We start from the raw sequence: 17,951 nt of genomic DNA on the forward strand, positions 1-17,951 counted from the left end.
GGTGCCAACACCCACCGCGACCCCCACCCCCCCCCCCCCCACCCCCCCCCCCCCCCCCCCCCCCCCCCCCCCCCCCCCCCCCCCCCACCCCTCCCCCCCCCCCCCCCCGGGGTGGGGCGCGGTCATGAACCCGGGTGCAGTCGGCCCAGTCCCGCGGACACCCGGGCGGCACCGTCGGCGAGCAGCACGCCGGGAGTCGACTCCGAGAACGGCACCACCACGAAAGCCTTGCGCTGCACGGCGGTGAGCTTGCTCAGCACCGGGTCGTTCTCCAAGTAGTCGATCTTGGACTGGGCCGTGTCCCAGCCGGCGTCCGCGACCACGATGGCGTCCGGGTCCGCCGCGACGACCTTCTCCCAGCTCACGTTCTGCCAGCCACCGGACAGGTCCCCGAAGACGTTGCGGGCGCCCACGGCATTGAGAACGAGTTGAGGTCCGCCGTGGCCGGCCCCGACGAACGGCGCCTTGGTGTCCGAGTCGTACCACAGGACCTTCAAGCCCTTGCCCGCGGCCGTCGCCGTGAACTCGGCCAGCTGCTGCTCCTGTTGCTGCTGGATCGCGGCGGCCCGCTCCGTGACACCGAAGACCTTGGCGACGTCGTTCAGTTCGCCCCACACCGCCTGCCAGGTCGTCGGCGGCACCTGGCTCTTGTCCGAGCAGCCGAACGGGGACAGGTACGACAGGATGCCCTGGCCGCGCAGTTCCCCCCGGGTGCCCGCGACCTTGTCGGTGAACGCGCTGGAGTAGGAGGCGTACAGGAAGTCGGGACGGGCCGCGAGGAGCTTCTCCTTCGTCGGGTAGTCCTTGGAGAGCACCGGGACGGAGTCGTAGGCCGCCTTCCACTTCTCCGGGATGGAATCGTCGAGGTAGGCGGTACCGGCCATGCGGGACTGCAGGCCGAGGGCCAGGGCCACCTCGGTGGCACCCTCGTTGAGCGTCACCAGCCGGTCGGGCGGCGCGCCGACCGTCACGGTGGACCCGCAATTGTCGACGCTGACCGGCGCGGCAGTTCCGGTCGTCCCGCCGGACGTGGTGGGCGCGGGGGCGCCCGTGCAAGCTCCGAGCATGCCGATGAACAGGAAGGCCGCGACCGCCCGGCCGACACGTATCGGACCTGTGGGACGTACGGAACATATGGAACGGAACGGATACGGCAGACCGCTGGGCACGTGTTCTCCAAAACCCTCGTGGAACATGTAGCGCCGTGGCCGGTCTCCTGGCTTCCGCATCAACGCGCCGCGGCCGACCTTCCCGGACGGCTCTTCCAACCCGCCCAGTGGCCCTGACCGCTGGAAAAGCCGGTCAGCGAGGGCCGCGGAACTCCGCGGCAACAGTGGCGAGGGCCGCACCGGACTCAGACCGGTTTCCCGTACACCACGGCGATGGCAAGGTATCAGGCGTGGTCAGGTCGGTGCTGGCCAGCCCGTGGGATGGTCGTCTGGACCGTTCCTGGGGTTGCGGGAGGGATCGGCCACGGGGCCCGGTCGGGGGTCTCAGGTGCGGGCGGCGACGATCCAGTTCCTGAACTCGACGGCGTAGTGCCGCAGGTGGTGGTCCAGGACCTCGTCCGGGCACGTGACGGGGAAGTAGGGCGCCGCCACTCGGCCGGCGGGCGGAGACGCGGCTGGTCGTCGGCGTCGAGCGGATCGAGCACGCCGTCACCGACCCTGCTCGGCGGCGGAGGCACCGGGCCGTCGAAGGGGGGCCCGCGCACGCCCTCCCGCGGACCTGCGACGGGTGGTCAGGGGTGTGTTCCCCCACTTCGGGGGCAAGCGACGAGGCGGAGCGGCTCACCGAAAGGGTGTGTCGTGCCGGACAGAGCGCCACCCCTGGGGATAGTTCGTACATCACCAGCAATCACGCGGGCGACGGCCCGGCGGTCGTGCCCGCCCAGTGCCGGAGGAACGATGGACGACAAGCCGAGACGAAGGAGCAACGGCATGGCGAACGACCAGAACGACGCTACCGCGCGGCGCGACGAATCCCTCGCGGATCCGGTGGCAGGGCGGACAGGGTGGGACGAGGTCGACGCGCGGGCGGTGGACACCGTGCGGCTGCTGGCCGCCGACGCGGTGCAGAAGGTCGGCAACGGCCATCCGGGCACCGCGATGAGCCTGGCCCCACTGGCGTACCTGCTGTTCCAGAACGTCATGCGCCACGACCCCGGCGACGACCGGTGGCTGGGACGGGACCGCTTCGTGCTCTCCTGCGGCCACTCCAGCCTGACCCTCTACATCCAGCTCTACCTGGCCGGCTACGGCCTGGAACTCTCGGACCTGCAGGCTTACCGGACCTGGGGCTCCGCCACCCCCGGGCACCCCGAACACCGGCACACCCCCGGCGTGGAGATCACCACCGGCCCGCTGGGCCAGGGCCTGGCCAGCGCGGTGGGCATGGCGATGGCCGCCCGCCGCGAACGTGGTCTCCTCGACCCGGACGCCGAAGCGGGCACCAGCCTCTTCGACCATCACGTCTACGTGATCGCCTCCGACGGAGACATGATGGAAGGCGTCACCGGCGAGGCCGCCTCCCTGGCAGGGCACCAGGAACTCGGCGACCTCATCGTCTTCTACGACTCCAACCACATCTCCATCGAGGACGACACCGACATCTCCTTCAGCGAGGACGTCCCGGCCCGCTACGCCGCCTACGGCTGGCACGTGCAGACCGTGGACTGGACGCGCACCGGCCGCTACGTCGAGGACGTCGACGTGCTCCTGGCGGCCACCCGCGCCGCCCGGCAGGAGACCGGCCGCCCTTCGCTGATCATGCTGCGCACCGTGATCGGCTGGCCCGCCCCGACCAAGCAGGACAGCGGCAAGGCCCACGGATCCGCGCTGGGCGAGGACGAGGTCGCCGCCACCAAGCGGCTGCTGGGCTTCGACCCCGAAGAGCACTTCATCGTCGAGGAGGACGTCCTGGGCCGCACACGCGAGGCCGCCGACCGCGGCCGGCAGGTGCACGCCGAGTGGGACGAGAGGTTCGCGGCCTGGCGCACGGCGAACCCCGAGCGCGCCGTCCTGCTGGACCGACTGCGGGAGCAGCGGCTGCCCGACGGTTGGGCGGACGTCCTGCCGACCTTTCCCCCCGACGCCAAGGGCATGGCCACCCGCGCCGCCTCGGGCGAGGTCCTCACCGCACTGGCCCCGGTCCTGCCCGAGCTGTGGGGCGGCTCCGCCGACCTGGCCGGCAGCAACATCACCACCATGGTCGGCCAGCCGTCCTTCGTCCCCACCGACCGCCAGACAAAGAACTGGAAGGGCGGCCCCTACGGGCGCACCCTGCACTTCGGCATCCGTGAACACGCCATGGGCGCGATCCTCAACGGCATCGCCCTGCAGGGTCTGACCCGCCCCTACGGCGGCACGTTCCTGACCTTCTCCGACTACATGCGCCCCGCCGTCCGGCTGGCCGCTCTGATGCGACTGCCGGTCACGTACGTCTGGACCCACGACTCCATCGGCCTGGGCGAGGACGGCCCCACCCACCAGCCCGTCGAACACCTGGCCGCACTGCGTGCCATCCCCGGTCTGGACGTCGTGCGCCCAGCCGACGCCAACGAAACCACCGCGTGCTGGCGCACCGTCCTCGAACACCGCGACCGCCCGGCCGGACTGGTCCTCAGTCGCCAGAACCTGCCCGTCCTCGACCGCGACAGCGGCGAGTTCGCCCCCGCACGGGAAGCGGCTCGGGGCGGGTACGTCCTGGCCGAGGCTCCGGGCGGCGCGACGCCGGACGTCATCCTCATCGCGACGGGCTCCGAGGTGCACCTCGCCCTGGAGGCCCGCACCCTGCTGGCGGCCGGGGGACTCGCGGTGCGGGTGGTGTCGATGCCCTGCCGGGAGTGGTTCGCCGCCCAGCCCCAGGACTACCAGGACCAGGTCCTGCCCCTGGACGTACGGGCTCGGGTGAGCGTCGAGGCCGCCATCGGACAGGGCTGGCGGGAGATGGTGGGCGACGCCGGACGGATCGTCAGCCTGGAGCACTACGGCGCGTCCGCCGACTACCAGCGCCTGTACACCGAGTTCGGCATCACCCCCCAGGCGGTCGCCGCAGCCGCCCGCGACAGCATCCTCGACACCCGGCGGGCACCGCGTCCCGGCGGCCACCAGCAGACCTCCACCCCGACCACAGGTGGCACCGGGGACCTCAGCCGCTCCGACACTTGAACGGTGGGCAGGAGGCCGATGTCCGCTTCGCGCGGCCCGGCACCGTTGGCACGCTCCTTGTCATCAGAGTGCCGTGGGGCTGGTGGCGGTGGCCGCCGAGACGTCGGGGTGGAGGGCGAAGACCCGGTCCAGTCCGACGATGTGCAGAATCCTGATGGTGTTGGCTGGGACCGCGGCCAAGGCCATGTCGGCGCCCTGTTCGGCGGCCACGTTGCGGACGGCCAGCAGAGCGGTGATGCCGCTGGAGTCGCAGAACTCCAGACCGGTCTCGCTGTTCCGCCCTCGGAGGAGGGTGGAACCACAGGACTGGTCGCAACCTCACACAAGCCCTCATTCCCGCACGTCGTGGCGGTTGGTGAACCAACGAGGTCCGCCATCCCGTTGAGGCATGTACCTGACCATCCTCCGATAGAGAGTTGGCTGCCATGACCTCCAAGCGTGTTGTCCAGTCCTCCGTACTGACCGCCGTCCTGGCGCTGAGCGCCGGCTTGGCCCTGGCTCCCGCGGCGCAGGCCGCCGGCCCCTCCGCCGGAACGACGCGGTCGGCCGCCCCAGTGGCGTCCGCCGCCTACGCGGTGCGCAGCACCCAGGTCACCCTGTCGAACCAGACCGGCAGCATGCTCTACCTCGGCTCGGCCACCCTGGCCCACGGGTGCTGGAGCGCCGGCAGTCCTCTGCCCCCGAGCTACATCCTGCCGAACGTGGCCCCCAGCTGGAAGACCGAGTCGTGCGGGTTCCTGACGGGCACCGAGGGGCAGATCGGCTTCGGCGTGGACACCTGGAGCGGGTTGATCCACTGGAGCAACCCCTACGCCGGGTCGAACGTCAACGAGTGCACTGTCGGTGCGGGTCTCACCTGCCAGGTGATCGGCGGCGGGGGGAACAACGCGGAGGTCACCTTCGTGGTGCGGCGCGCCTGAGGCCCGACCCCACCCGGTCGCCCGCCACCTGAACCACGAGTGCCTCCGGCAGGGCGGCCGAAATCGTACCGGCGTCCTGACCGGCCGCCCGCTCCCTATCCTCCCGAGCGGGTTGCGGTGCCGGATCGGTCCGGGGAGTGCGGCGCGGCCGCTCTGCAGGCGGCGACCTCGGTCGTCGGCTCCCGGGCGGCGCGCGGCGCGGTCTGGCTGCGCCGAACCGGTCGCGGGGGCTCCGTGCGACCTTGTCGCGTCCGCGAGCCGCAGCAGGGCTGCCGGGGCGTCACGTTCCCGGTCGTGGGCGGAATGGGGATCGGCTGCCGTCCCTGGGTCGAGCACCGCCTCAAGGGTGCTAACTTAGGCAAGCCTAACCAAGAAGCGCGACCACACAGCCCAGGGGGGCACCATGGCAGACCAACCGACCCGCCGGACACCGCAGGCCCGTGAAGCACAGGTGCTGCGCACCGAGCGGATCACACCGCACATGGTGCGCCTGGTCCTCGGCGGTGCGGGGTTGGAGGACTTCGACGCCACCGAGTTCACCGACCACTACGTCAAGGTGCTCTTCGCACCCGAGGGCGTGAGCTACCCGGAGCCCTTCGACATGGCGCGGATCCGCGAGGAGTTCCCGCCCGAGCAGCGGCCGATCACCCGGACGTACACCGTGCGGGCCTGGGACCCGGCCCTGCGCGAGCTGACCATCGACTTCGTGGTGCACGGTGACGAGGGCCTGGCCGGGCCGTGGGCGGCCCGCGCACAGCCCGGCGAGACGGTGCGCTTCCTGGGCCCCGGCGGCGGCTACGCCCCCGACGCGAGCGCCGACTGGCACCTGCTGGTGGGCGACGAGAGCGGGCTGCCCGCGATCGCCGCGGCGCTGGAGCGGATGCCGGCCGATGCCGTGGTGCACGCCTTCGTCGAGGTCGCGGACGCCGCGGAGGAGCAGAAGATCGTCTCGCCCTCCGGGGCCGAGATCAGCTGGCTGCACCGCGGCGCCCGCCCGGTGGGCGAGGCGCTGGTCGAGGCGGTGGGCGCGCTGGAATTCCCCGCCGGCACGGCATCCGCGTTCGTGCACGGTGAGGCGGGCTTCGTGAAGGAACTGCGGCGCCTGCTGCGCGTGGAGCGAGGCATCCCGCGCGAGCGGCTGTCGGTCTCGGGCTACTGGCGGTCCGGTCAGAGTGACGAGGCCTGGCGGGCGGCCAAGCGCGAGTGGAACGCCCAGGTGGAGGCCGAGCAGGAGTCGGCCGGCTGATCTACGCGGCCGGGTGGCCGCCCCTCCCCGGCCTCTGCCCGCCCCTGGCGGCCCCCCGCCGCCCGCACTCCCGCCTCCGTCGACGCTGTACACGGAATAGTTGTCCTCGCCGCGCATGCCTCCGGCCCAGTACCGGTTTCATGATCACTGAGGGAGAATTCCAGAAGGCCAATTCGGCGCAGTCGACAGGGGGTTGGGCGATGTCGAGGCTCTTCGGCGGACGGGGCGGCGGCAGGGGAGACGAGGGAAGCGGGAGTACGCAGGAGCTGGCCAGGTCACTGGCCCGGCAGGGGGCTTGGGGCGGTCTGTGGAAGCTGGTGCTGTCCCTCCCCTTCCCGCAGGCCGCGGCGGCAGCCGCCCACCTGAAGCCATCGCGGTGGCAGCCCCAGGGAATGGCGGAGCGCCAGCTGGCCCAGCTGCTGGCCGAGACCGACCGTCGGGAGGTGGCACGGGTCAGCGAGTCGGTCCACGCGTCGGCGTCGCGGGTGCTGCCGTCCGCTCTCAACGCCGCCGGCCCGGTCGGCTTCTGCCATCAGCTGCCGCTGGCCGCGATCAACCTGATCGGCGAGGACCTCCACCGGTGCCGGATCGCGACCGTGGACCGCACCGGCGTCCTGAACGAGTTCTACGAAGGCCCGACGAACCACGTGTCGCTGTGCTGCGTGGACGCGGATACCGTGGTCGCCCTGCGCGACTTCGCCGGCGACGGCCACCTCCGGAACGCGGAACTCGTCGAGTACACACCCGGCGGGGAGACGGTCCTGGCCGGCGGCACGGCGCTGCTCGGAGCACGGGTGGAGGCGACGGCCGACGGTTTCGTGACGGGCCTGAGGCTGGTCAGGGCGGCGCTCGGGTTCTCCGGCGGCCAGGAGCTGCAGCTCGACCTGGCGGAGTTCGGCTTCAACCGCGCCGACCTGTTCGCCGTCGACCCCTCCGGCACCCGGATCGCGTTCGCCGACGGGTTCCGGATCCTGATCACCGACAGCAGGCTCGAACCGATGCACGAGTTCGCCGCGGACGACCACCTCGGCCACGGACCGATCAGCGCCATCGCGTTCACCGCCGACTCCCTGGTCACGGCCGGCCTGGACCGTGGCCTGCAGCGGTGGCAGGTGGCCGGCGACCGCCTGCGCCCGCTGCACCCCGCCTCGTTCCCACCACCCAGGGCCCTGCACAGGCTCAGCCCCGTGCCCGCCTGGGACCTCCTGGTCGGGGACGGCGGCAACGAGAACTTCTTCTACGACCAGACGTCCCTGGACAGCCGGACCTCGCCGCCCTTCCTGGGCTCCCTCGACACCGGCATCGGGCACTTCGAGTCAGCACCGTACGGCAGGCTCGCCGTCTACGAGGGCGGCCTGTTCCCGCCGACCCGCGACAGCGCCGACGGCTTCTACTCCACCGTGGTCCTCGACCTCGACCACCCCCTGAACCTGCTGGCCAGAGGGCTGTCGTCGCTCTCCCGCGCGGACGCCGACCGATCGCGCGCCACCCGCGCCGACGCCGGCCGCTACCCGCTGTCGGACTCCGCCCGGAACGTCCTCGACCGCATCGAAGCAGCCGCCGAACTGGTACCCGAACTCGCCCGGTGACCCCGCGATCGTCCACGTACTCGTCGTTGATCGCCGGAAGAGTTCTCTCGAACGCCCCCACCAATCTCATCAGGCCGCCTCGGGGCGGTTCGGCGAGGGCCCTTGGGGGTGCGGGAAGCGTAGCCGGCGGTGTCAGCGTCGAGCATGACCATGTCCTGGTCCTCCATGTCCAGGCCTCGGAACCTACCCCGCTGAGCCGTGCAACGATTCCCAGGTGAGAGTCCCTGATGCTCCTTTCCGTGAACGCCTGTTTGTCGAGGCGCTGGCCGTGCTGGCGGCCGATCCCTCGGCTCAGCTGACCTGGGTGGACGAGCAGGGTGTCTCGACGGATGAGGTCGCCCTGGACTTCGACCACGCCTTCCGCATGGCCGAGGGCCTGGTCGAGGACGGGGATCTCAGCCGCGAGGCGCTACGTGACCTTCGAGCGATCGATGCGATCTTCGCCGGGATGAGCGGCCGGGAGAACTCGGACCGGTGGGACAGGGAGGCTCTGACGGTCGATCCAGGGTGGATCGAAGCCCGGGAACTGGCCCGCCGGATCCTCATCGGGATGCTGGGCGAGTGGTGCCTGCCGATGCCGGAGATTCTCGTCGTGCGATAGCGGGCCCGGATCCCCCCGCAGTAGGCAGCGAAGTCACCGAAGGGTAATTTCGTAACAGCTTGCCTTTGTGATGAATACTCAGAGTGACTGCTATATGTGGGGACATGACACATGAACAGCACTCAGTCCCTCCCGGACAGCGCCCGCGGCGCGTCCGGACGGCCCGGCTCGCCGCAGGGGCCCTGGCCCTGATCGTGGGCGCCGGAATGCCCCTGTGCCTGGACATCGGGACCCAGGCGCAGCCTCGGGCCGGAGGCTCGCCCCTGGTCAGCGAGACGTTCACCCAGGCCGCCGCCCCGGAGTTCACCGGCGTGGGGTCGGCCTGTCTCACCGGCGCGCCGGCTGCCGCCGCGCCCGGCCCCGGGGACCATCCGCTCGGCGGCTGCCCGGGCGGCGTGGGCCCGGTGCCGCCCCCCGGCGGAGCGCCGCACGGCTATCTGCGGCTGACGGACGCGTCCAACGACCAGGCCGGCGCGGTCCTCTACAACAACGCGCTGCCCGCCAACCAGGGCCTCGATGTCACCTTCGACCAGTGGCAGTACGGGAGCACGACCCCGGCCAACCCCGCTGACGGCATCTCGTTCTTCCTGGTGAACGGCGACGGCGCGCTGACCCACCCCGGCGCCTTCGGCGGCAGCCTCGGGTACGCGCAGAAGCTTCCCGACGACGATCCCACCGCCACCTTCCTGCCCGGTGTGGACCGCGGCTACCTGGGCGTGGGGCTCGATGTCCTCGGGAACTACTTCGGCGACTGGGAGCACCGCGGCAACGGCTGTCCCACCCGCTCGCCCGCCGGGACGGCGTTCCGCGTCCCAGGCCCCGGGGCCAACATGGTCACGGTGCGCGGCCCGGGCGACGGGATCGAGGGCTACTGCTTCCTGACCGCCACCACCAGCAACTTCAGCACCACCGCACCCTGGCCGTCGACGCTCCCGGGCACCCTGCAAGGGCCGCTCACCGCGCTGCCCCCGGGGGCCACCCCCGCCCAGGCCGAGACCGCGCTCGAACCCTCGCGCCGCCGGGTCCTTGTCGAGCTCACCCCGACGCCCGACCCGGTGCTCACCGTGTCGGTCGACTTCAACGACGGCACCGGCTCCCACCAGGTGCTCAGCACACCCGCCCCGCAACCGGTGCCCGCCACCTACAAGTTCGGGTTCGCGGCCTCCACCGGTCTGTTCACCGACGTGCACCTCATCCGCAACGTGGTGGTGAGCAGCAACCAGCCGCTGCCGCAGTTGAACCTCGTCAAGCAGGTCCGGCAGCCGCTGCCCGGTGACCTGGTGGCCGGGACGCGGGTGCCGTACGACTTCGTGGTCACCAACTCCGGTGCCACGGACATCACCGGCCTCGCCGTCAACGACCCGAAGGTCGGCCCGGTCTCGTGTCCCACGACGACGCTCGCGAGCGGTCATACGGTCACCTGCACTGCCACCTACACCGTCACCACCGCCGACGTGACCCACGGTTCCATCGACAACACGGCCACCGCGACCGGCGCTTCGGGCGGCCGACCGGTCTCCTCGCCGCCGTCCTCGCAGAGCGTGCCGATCGAACGGCCGCCCGGCCTCGCCATCGAGAAGCAGGTGCAGACGCCCGGCCCCTACACGGTCGGGCAGACGGTCACCTTCCGCTACACCGTCCAGAACACCGGGGGCACCGAGCTGACCGGCGTCCACGTGACCGACGACCACGTCGCCGACATCACCTGCGCCTCGACCGCGCTCGCCCCGGCGGAGAGCCCGGGCGACCGAACCACCTGCCACGGCACGTACACGATCACCGAGAACGACGCTGCGGCCGGCTCCGTCACCAACACCGCCACCGCCACCGGTACGGCGAACGGCCAGCCGGTCACGTCCCCGCAAACCCAACTGACGCTGCCGATCGGGGCGCCGCACCTCGCCCTGAAGAAGCGGGTGCTCTCGCACGGCCCCTACGCCGTCGGCGACACGGTGGAGTACTCCTACACGGTCACCAATACCGGCAGCACCGACCTGCACGGCGTGCTGGTCAACGACGACCGCATCGCCAGCGTCAGCTGCGAGGCGACCACGTTGACGCCCGGGGCCAGCACCACCTGCCACGGCACCTACACGATCACCCTGGCCGACATCGAAGCCTGTAAGGCGGCCCACCACCGCGGCGGCGCCGAGAAGGGCTGCGACCTCACCAACGTGGCGTTCGCGGCGGCCACCGCCCCGCACGGGAACCCGATCGTCAGCGAACCCGCCAAGGCCACCATCACCGTGGGGGAGGAGAAGGACTCCTACTGCCACAAGCACCCCGGCCACGGCCACTGCCGCAAGGGGCTCACCGAGCGCGAGCCCGACCAGGAGAATGACTGACGGTACCTCGCCACCCCCGGCCCTCGCGTCCCCTTCCCGCACGGTGTCTTCCCGGTCGGCGTCTTCCCGCACCGCGTTCACGCAGCGCTTCGTCCAGCGTCCGGGCCGGTCGACGTTCCACCTCTGCGGCGGGGCCTCGGCGCAGAGGACGCAGGCGAAGTCCTCCTCGCGCACGATGCTGAGCTGCTGGCAGGACGGGTGGCGGCGGAACACCACCTCGTGCGGGAAGCCGGACGGGCGAACGACCCCGGCCTGCCACCGGCCGTCCCGGCGGTGCCCGCCGCCCTGGGGCGCTGTGTCCCGGGGTGTCGGGTCGGTCGGGTTGACCACCTGTTAGCGTGCGCGAATGGAAGATCTGGGAGCTGTGGTGTGGCCGCCTGAGCCGGTCAGGACCGGGAGGCTCGTGCTCCGTGCGTCCGAGATCCGGGACCGTGCGGCGTTCATCGAGCTGCTCGCCTCGCCGGAGGTGCACGCCTACCTCGGTGGCCCCCGGCCGCGTGACGAGCTTGAGCGCGAGATGCCCGGGGCGCCCGAGCGGTGGCCCGGGAGTTTCGTCGTCGAGCTCGACGGGTCGATGATCGGCCAGATCCTGCTCAGGAGGGCGACGGGGCACCGCCGTCCGGCTGCCGCGGGGAAGATCGATCTCGGCTACCTGTTCCTGCCGCGGGCGTGGGGATTCGGGTACGCCGCCGAGGCGTGCGCGGCGGCACTCGGCTGGCTCGCCGGCGCGCTTCCCGGCGAGCCGGTGGTGCTCACCACCCAGAGCGCCAACGTGGGCTCGATGCGTCTGGCGGCGAAGCTGGGGTTCACCGAGGTGGAGCGGTTCGAGGCCTGGGGCGCCGAGCAGTGGCTCGGCATGCGCTCCCCGGCCACGCCGTCCGATTGAGTCTGCGACGCAACCGCCGGGGAGCCCCCGCCCACCTGCGCGCGGGAGGGACCCGTGGGTTCTCGGCCGGACGCCGTCAGGAGTCGGCGCACCTGTCGTTCTCTCGTGGCGGAGAGAGGCGCTTCGCGCGCGTCCAGACGGGCGGGGGCCCGGCGCGCGCGTGTCGGTAGTGGCCGTCGTGACGGGTGCGCCGTCCGCGAACTGGCGCGGAGCAGCACCGGCCCCCTGCCCCGGTACTCCAGCAGGCTCGGCATCGAGGTCCGGCTGGAGTACCGGGGACAGGGGACCGGTACCGCGCGCGCGATCAGGCGTTCTGAGCCCCGTTGAAGACGTTGTAGGCGTCGTCACGGTAGTAGGCGCTCACCGCCCACCACTTGCCCTGCCAGCTGTTGCCCGTGACGAAGTCGCCGGTCTGAACGGCCGAGCCGTCGTTCTGGTCGTAGTTCACGAAGAACGGCCCGCCGCTGGCACCTCCGCCCAGTCCGATGCAGTTGTCGATCCGCGCGGTGGGCGGCTGCTCGGGGCCGGCCACCGGCTGGCCGCCGCACCAGAGCATGTGCTCCCGCTCGGCGGGGACCACTCCGGGGATGCCGATGATGTGCGCGTAGTTGTTGATGTCCCGGTTGAACCCGATGCCGGTGGCCCCGACGACATCCGCGATGTGTCGGCCGTTCAGCGTGTTCAGCACGAGGAAGGCGATGTCGCCCTGCGGAGCGGGGGCGTCGACCCAGCCGGCCGCCCGCCAGGTCCACCAGCCGTAGGGGGCGTTCCCCGCGTCGTAGCCGGGAGCGAACTTGAAGTCGTGCCCGCCCTCCACGCAGTGCCGGGCGGTGGCGATGACATCGCGGTTGGCGCTGGAGACGACGTTGGCGGTGCACACGCCGTCCCCGGTGAGCAGCCGCCCCGTGGTGCCCCAGACGCTGGCCTTGGCGCCGGCCATCGCGTCGGCGTTGGCCTTGGCGCCTCCGTTCGGGCTGACGGTCGGTTCGGTCGCGTGGATCGTCAGCGGCTGGCCGTCGAGGGAGCTCTCCTTCTCGGGCGCCCAGCTCGTACTGCCGGCATTCGCCGGGTTGATCAAGACGTGGCTCTTGCCGCTGACCCGCTCGATCGGCTTGGCGTCCGTGGCCGGTGCGGCGGACGAGGCCGGCACGGCCATGCCGAGGGCCGCCACCGATGCCACGACTGCTGCGAGGAGACCGCGCATGCGCATGGTTGTCCTTCCTTCGCTGTGGGGTGTGCTGTCTGCTGTCCCGTCAGCTTGGAGGCAGCATGTCAACAACGAGTCAACAACATGTCAATGGCCGGCGCGGCGACCGGCGCCGGCGACCGCGGCCCAACGTGGTGATCACCGTCCTCGGCCCGCCGATGCCGCCCCTGCTGCCGGTGGCCCAGCTCTACGCGCGCTACATCCCCTTGCTGCCGTGCCCTGAGGGCGCGGACCTGCTGCAGGTGCTGTGGTGTCCGCTGAACCACGATCCGTCGCGGTTGCCCGCGGCCAGGGTGGTGTGGGGCTCCTCCGCGCAGGTCGACGCGCTGCTGACCGATCCGCCGCTACCGGCTGACGTGGAGAATGACGGCGACTACGTGCCCGAGCCGTGCGTGCTGCACCCGGAGGTGGTGACGGAGTACCCGGCGCCGCTGGAGCTGGGGGCCGACCTCGCGGACCGGATCGGGGACTGGTGCGAGCGGGAGTTCACCGGCACCGATCCGAGGTACCGGTACGCCGAGGAGTTCCGGGCCTACTACCAGTACGAGCTGTCGGTCGCCCCTGGCTGGAAGGTCGGCGGGCGGTTCGACCGGTGGGTGAGCAGCAAACGGCGACGCGGGCGAGGACGAGTCCGGTGTTTGTCCGGCGGCGGCGGGCCGGGCGTCGTGCGGAGCGGTCGGGGACCAGGCCTCGCAACTCACCCAACCCGTGCGGTCCTTCCACCGCCACGGCCCCACCAGCACCGGGACCGTTCATCCCATGGCCGTCAATCCGCCTCTTGGTCCCAGGGCGGCAGCTTGGTGGTCGCAGGCTGTCCGAGGTGGTCGCGCAGTTCGTGCCTGCCCAGATCCGTGAGGGCGAGGGCACGGGTGGTTCCGATCCGGATCAGCCACCCGGCGGCCAGGGCGTGCCCGCAGATGGCGGCGCCGACGGCCCCGCCCAGGTGCGGGCGCCGTTCGGTCCAGTCCAGGCAGGCGCGTACCAGCGGTCTGCGGGAGGCGTCGGGCAGTGCGATGCCCAGGTCGTGGAGCCAGGCCGCCCCTTCGGCGGTGAGCGACGGATCGGCTCCCCACGCCAACAGGCCGAGGCCGGCCATCGAGTCGGTGACGGCCAGGCCCAGCTCTCCGGCCAGGTGGTCGTAGCAGAGCCACGCGCGGGCCAGGGCCCGCTGCCGCCCTGAGCCCGACAGCGAACGCGGCCTGGGGGTGTGGCGCGGGGCGAGTGCGGCGAGGCTCTCGATCAGGGCCATCACGCGCGGATCGGCCATCCGCAGGTAACGGTGGCGTCCGTGGCGTTCCTCGGCGAGGAGTCCGCCACGTACGAGCACGTTCAGGTGCTCGGTCGCGGACGAGGCCGCGACACCGGCATGGCGGGCCAGTTCCGTGGCCGTCCAGGCCCGGCCGTCCAGCAGGGCCAGGCAGAAGTCCGCCCTGGTGTCGTCGGCCAGCAGCCTGGCCACGGCGGCCAGGTCCACGCCGACGTCCCGGCCCTCGCGCTGGTGGTCCATGTCCCCGATTGTCGTCGATCTCGCTTCGGGCCCGGCCGAAGCGTCCGCGCCCTAACGTCCCGTACCGGCCGAGGCCACCGCGCCCTGCGCCCGCACACCTTCCGCCAACCGCCCTGGGAGCCCCATGCCTGCCACCGACAACACGCCATCGAACCCCTGGCCCGGCATCGGCCTCACGGTCACCGACGCCCCGAAGCCCGCCGACGTATCGCTCATCTCCGACGCCCTGGACCGGTTCAACACCGACTCGACAGCCGTCGACGACCGCCGCCCACTGGCCGTCCTGGTACGTGACTGCGTGACCTCCCAGGTGATCGGTGGCCTGACCGGTCGCACCTCACTCGGGCTGTTCTTCCTCGACCTGTTCTTCCTGCCGGCCGAGTTGCGCCACGGTGGCCTGGGCAGTGAGATCCTGCGCCGGGCCGAAAGCGAAGCCCGCGCACGCGGCTGCCGCACGGCGGTCCTGTACACGATCAGCTTCCAGGCTCCCGGCTTCTACGCGAAGCACGGCTGGCGACGCCTGGGCGAAGTCCCGTGCGACCCGCCGGGCACCAGCAGGGTCTTCATGACAAAGGACCTCGACCCGCCGTCAGCCACCTGAATCCGCAGCACCGCGGTTCTGCGTGCCGTGTTCTGCCCGCTCCTCAAGGACCGCGGTGGCGGGTGAGCATACGGCCTCTGCCCCGAGCAGCCGACGGGCTGGCGAGCAGCCGACGGGTTGGCCCCCGCGGCCGGCAGAGCGGCGGCGGGGGCCTGCCGTCAGGTCGCCTCCGTCCGTCGAGGTACTCGCGCCTCCCTGGCCTGACCTCGTCCATTCCCGCCCCTTCCTTCTCACTCCTGTGGCACCTGTTGCCCCGGACGATACGCACCGCCGCAGACAACCCCCGGTGCCGCGGCCCGCCCGGCGCGGCCGGTTCTGAGCGGGCCGCAGGGCCGCAGGCGCGCAGGCCGGTTACGGGGAAGCTTCCGAAACGAGAACCGTTTCCAAAAACCCCACCATCGATCGGTCAAGGTCTGGCGGAACGCGGCCGTAGCGACCGCCCGCTGCGCCAGGGTGGGCGCCATGAGACTCCTGAAACCCCGTCCTGCCCCGCGCGCGGGCCGAACGCCGTTCCGCGCGCTGCCGCTGATCGCGCTGGTCGTGGCCGGCGCGGTGATATCCCTCGGTACGGTCGTCCCGGCCGCGGCCGCGACCTCCCGGGTCGACCTGAACGTCCTCGTCGTCACCGACGGCAACCCGTGGGTCGAGGGCATCCACAAGCAACTGGTCTCCGAGGGCGTGCCGACCACCGTGGTCGACCTCACCAGCAGCAACCGCGCCACCCTCACGGCGTCCTTCCTCGCCGACGCCCTGGCCGACGGCACACCGCACGGCCACTTCGAGGGCGTCGTCCTGCCCAACGACGCGCCGAGCCAGCTCTCCGCCGCCGAACTCTCCGCCCTCACCGGCTACGAGCAGGCCTACCACGTCCGGCAGGTCGACTCCTACGTGTGGCCGGGCGCCAACACCGGTCTGAGCACGCCCTCGTGGACCGGTTCGCTCGACGCGACCACCGCCACCGCGTCCTCCTCCGCCCGGACCGACGCCTTCCGCTACCTCAACGGCCCGGTGCCGTTCGAGGGCACCGCGGGCGGCAGCGGCTCGTACGGCGCGCTGGCCACGCCGGTGCCCGACAACCCGGCCACCGGATCGCACTTCGAACCGTTCCTCACCGAGACGGTGCCCGGCACCTCGACGCAGGGCGTGCTCGCGGGCGTCTACACCAGCGGCGGTCGCCAGCAGTTGGTCCTCACCTTCGCGTACAACTACGACCAGCAGCAGTTCCGGCTGCTCGCACACGGAATCGTCGACTGGGTGACGCGGGGCGTCCACCTGGGCTACTGGCGCAACTACTTCTCGGCACACATCGACGACCTGTTCAACGCCAACTCCCGGTGGAGCCAGAGCGGCAAGTGCACCCCGGGCGAAGGCGACTGCGCCGCCGGCGTACCGGACACCACACCCATCCGGATGGCCGCCTCCGACGTCACCGGCACGGTGAACTGGCAGCAGCAGAACGGCTACACCCTGGACTTCCTGTTCAACGCCGGCCCGGGTGTCGAGTACCAGCAGGAGCAGGGCGGCGACGACCCGCTGAGCGACGCGCTGCTGGCGAACAAGAACAGCTTCCGGTGGGTCAACCACACCTACGACCACCCGTTCCTGGGCTGCGTGCAGGACTTCTCGGTGATCCCCTGGCGGTGCCAGACCGACGCCTCGGGTGCCATCGAGTACGTCGACCAGCCCACCATCAGCTCCCAGATCACCCAGAACATCCAGTTCGCCCAGGCCAACGGCCTCCCGTTCCGGCCGAACGAACTGGTCGCGGGCGAGCACTCCGGCACCGTGATGCTGCCGCAGCAGCCCGACGACAACCCGAACTTCCTGGCCGCGCTGAGTGCCGACAACATCCAGTGGCTCGGCGTCGACGCCTCCCGCGAGAGCGGGCAGCGTCAGATCGCCTCCGCGCTCGGCACCCCGCGCCACCCGGTCAACGTGTTCTACAACGTCTCCACCCAGGCCGACGAGGTGAGCGAGTACAACTGGCTCTACACCTCCAAGGCGAACGGTGGCAGCGGCAACTGCGAGGCCAACCCGGCCACCACGACCTGCATCGCACCGCTGGACCCGAACACCGCCTGGTCGAGCTACGTCCTGCCGCTGCAGGTCAGGATCACCCTCGGGTACGTGCTCTCCAACGACCCGCGGCCCTTCTTCATGCACCAGTCCAACCTGACCGACGACAAGCTGGCACTGCAGACCCTCACCGGCATCCTGTCCACCTACCGCACCTGGTTCACCGCGGACACCCCGGTGGTCAACCAGACCCTCACCGACTCCGGGACGGTCCTCCAGCAGCAGGCCGGCTGGCAGCACGCCCAGAACACGGGCTCGGCCACCGGCTACATCCAGGGCGGCGTGGTCACCCTCCAGGGGACCTCCGGCACCGCCGTGCCGGTCACCGTGCCCGCCGGCACCACCGTCGCCGGCGGTGCCACCTTCGGGGCCGCGTACGGTGGCGAGCAGTCCGCGAACACCACGCTCGGCGCGACGGCGACCGCACTGACGCTGCCCACGAACGTGTTCGGTACGGTGGCCGACTCGACCCCCACCGGCCCGGGCGCGGAGCTCGCCTCCTACGCCAAGGGCTCCCCGCACGACGTGCGCCGCGACGGCGACGCCATCGTCATCACCGACCCGACCGGCACCCACGTCCTGCCCAAGCTCGCCGGCGCGCCGGAGGAGCAGCTGCACATCGGCGACCACCACCACAACCCGTACAACGCCGTCCCGAAGGCACCGGCCAAGAAGTAGCCCGCACCCCGTACCGCGCACCCCGTACCGCGGGGGGGGGGGGGGGGGGGGGGGGGGGGGGGGGGGGGGGGGGGGGGGGGGGGGGGGGGGGGGGGGGGGGGGGGGGGGGGGGGGAGGGGGGGGGGG

12 protein-coding genes, 1 pseudogene and 1 riboswitch are annotated in these 17,951 nt (G+C 71.7%); of the genes and pseudogenes, 9 read left to right on the top strand and 4 right to left on the bottom strand.

Annotated features, from left to right (window positions below):
- Positions 1 to 122: 122 nt before the first annotated feature.
- Entirely contained in the window at positions 123 to 1,067 is a 945-nt protein-coding gene (locus AC07BF_RS30470; RefSeq protein WP_478318677.1) for an ABC transporter substrate-binding protein, read from the bottom strand.
- A 122-nt stretch (positions 1,068 to 1,189) separates the two neighbouring features.
- Positions 1,190 to 1,394, bottom strand: a riboswitch (cobalamin riboswitch).
- Between the two features lie 546 nt (positions 1,395 to 1,940).
- Between AC07BF_RS30470 and tkt the strand changes: the two genes are divergently transcribed.
- Entirely contained in the window at positions 1,941 to 4,169 is a 2,229-nt protein-coding gene (tkt, locus tag AC07BF_RS30475; protein WP_478334190.1) for a transketolase, read from the top strand.
- Between the two features lie 63 nt (positions 4,170 to 4,232).
- Here tkt and AC07BF_RS30480 read toward each other — a convergent pair.
- A pseudogene (locus AC07BF_RS30480) lies at positions 4,233 to 4,430 on the bottom strand (STAS domain-containing protein); the annotation flags it as partial.
- A 164-nt stretch (positions 4,431 to 4,594) separates the two neighbouring features.
- On the opposite strand from AC07BF_RS30480, the gene AC07BF_RS30485 reads away from it, so the two are divergent.
- The 6 genes from AC07BF_RS30485 to AC07BF_RS30510 all read left to right on the top strand — a co-directional run bounded on the left by AC07BF_RS30485 (position 4,595) and on the right by AC07BF_RS30510 (position 11,756).
- Positions 4,595 to 5,089 carry a hypothetical protein gene (locus AC07BF_RS30485; protein ID WP_363587214.1) on the top strand — a complete coding sequence of 165 codons (495 nt, stop codon included), beginning with the start codon at positions 4,595 to 4,597 and terminating at the stop codon, positions 5,087 to 5,089.
- Positions 5,090 to 5,492: 403 nt separating this feature from the next.
- On the top strand, positions 5,493 to 6,335 hold the full coding sequence (locus AC07BF_RS30490; RefSeq protein ID WP_478334191.1) for a siderophore-interacting protein: 843 nt from the start codon (positions 5,493 to 5,495) through the stop codon (positions 6,333 to 6,335).
- 392 nt (positions 6,336 to 6,727) lie between these two features.
- Positions 6,728 to 7,924, top strand: a complete 1,197-nt coding sequence (locus tag AC07BF_RS30495) for a hypothetical protein (protein ID WP_478318682.1) — start codon at positions 6,728 to 6,730, stop codon at positions 7,922 to 7,924.
- 214 nt (positions 7,925 to 8,138) lie between these two features.
- On the top strand, positions 8,139 to 8,525 hold the full coding sequence (locus AC07BF_RS30500) for a hypothetical protein (protein ID WP_363587217.1): 387 nt from the start codon (positions 8,139 to 8,141) through the stop codon (positions 8,523 to 8,525).
- Between the two features lie 206 nt (positions 8,526 to 8,731).
- Positions 8,732 to 10,870, top strand: coding sequence for a DUF7507 domain-containing protein (locus AC07BF_RS30505; protein WP_400987670.1), 2,139 nt, complete (start codon positions 8,732 to 8,734; stop codon positions 10,868 to 10,870).
- A gap of 346 nt (positions 10,871 to 11,216) precedes the next feature.
- Positions 11,217 to 11,756 carry a GNAT family N-acetyltransferase gene (locus AC07BF_RS30510; RefSeq protein WP_363587219.1) on the top strand — a complete coding sequence of 180 codons (540 nt, stop codon included), beginning with the start codon at positions 11,217 to 11,219 and terminating at the stop codon, positions 11,754 to 11,756.
- 304 nt (positions 11,757 to 12,060) lie between these two features.
- Here AC07BF_RS30510 and AC07BF_RS30515 read toward each other — a convergent pair whose 3' ends face one another.
- Both AC07BF_RS30515 and AC07BF_RS30520 read right to left on the bottom strand, forming a co-directional pair.
- Positions 12,061 to 12,966 (bottom strand): trypsin-like serine peptidase, encoded by a 906-nt coding sequence (locus tag AC07BF_RS30515; protein WP_363587220.1) that lies wholly within the window; start codon positions 12,964 to 12,966, stop codon positions 12,061 to 12,063.
- Positions 12,967 to 13,729: 763 nt separating this feature from the next.
- Positions 13,730 to 14,470 (bottom strand): ArsR/SmtB family transcription factor, encoded by a 741-nt coding sequence (locus tag AC07BF_RS30520; protein WP_400987672.1) that lies wholly within the window; start codon positions 14,468 to 14,470, stop codon positions 13,730 to 13,732.
- Between the two features lie 124 nt (positions 14,471 to 14,594).
- On the opposite strand from AC07BF_RS30520, the gene AC07BF_RS30525 reads away from it, so the two are divergent.
- Both AC07BF_RS30525 and AC07BF_RS30530 read left to right on the top strand, forming a co-directional pair.
- On the top strand, positions 14,595 to 15,071 hold the full coding sequence (locus tag AC07BF_RS30525) for a GNAT family N-acetyltransferase (protein ID WP_478318684.1): 477 nt from the start codon (positions 14,595 to 14,597) through the stop codon (positions 15,069 to 15,071).
- Between the two features lie 462 nt (positions 15,072 to 15,533).
- A complete protein-coding gene (locus AC07BF_RS30530) occupies positions 15,534 to 17,825 on the top strand; it encodes a hypothetical protein (RefSeq protein WP_400987675.1) in 2,292 nt (763 codons plus the stop codon).
- The last annotated feature ends 126 nt before the right edge of the window (positions 17,826 to 17,951 follow it).

This window comes from Kitasatospora sp. NPDC043950 (assembly GCF_056435345.1).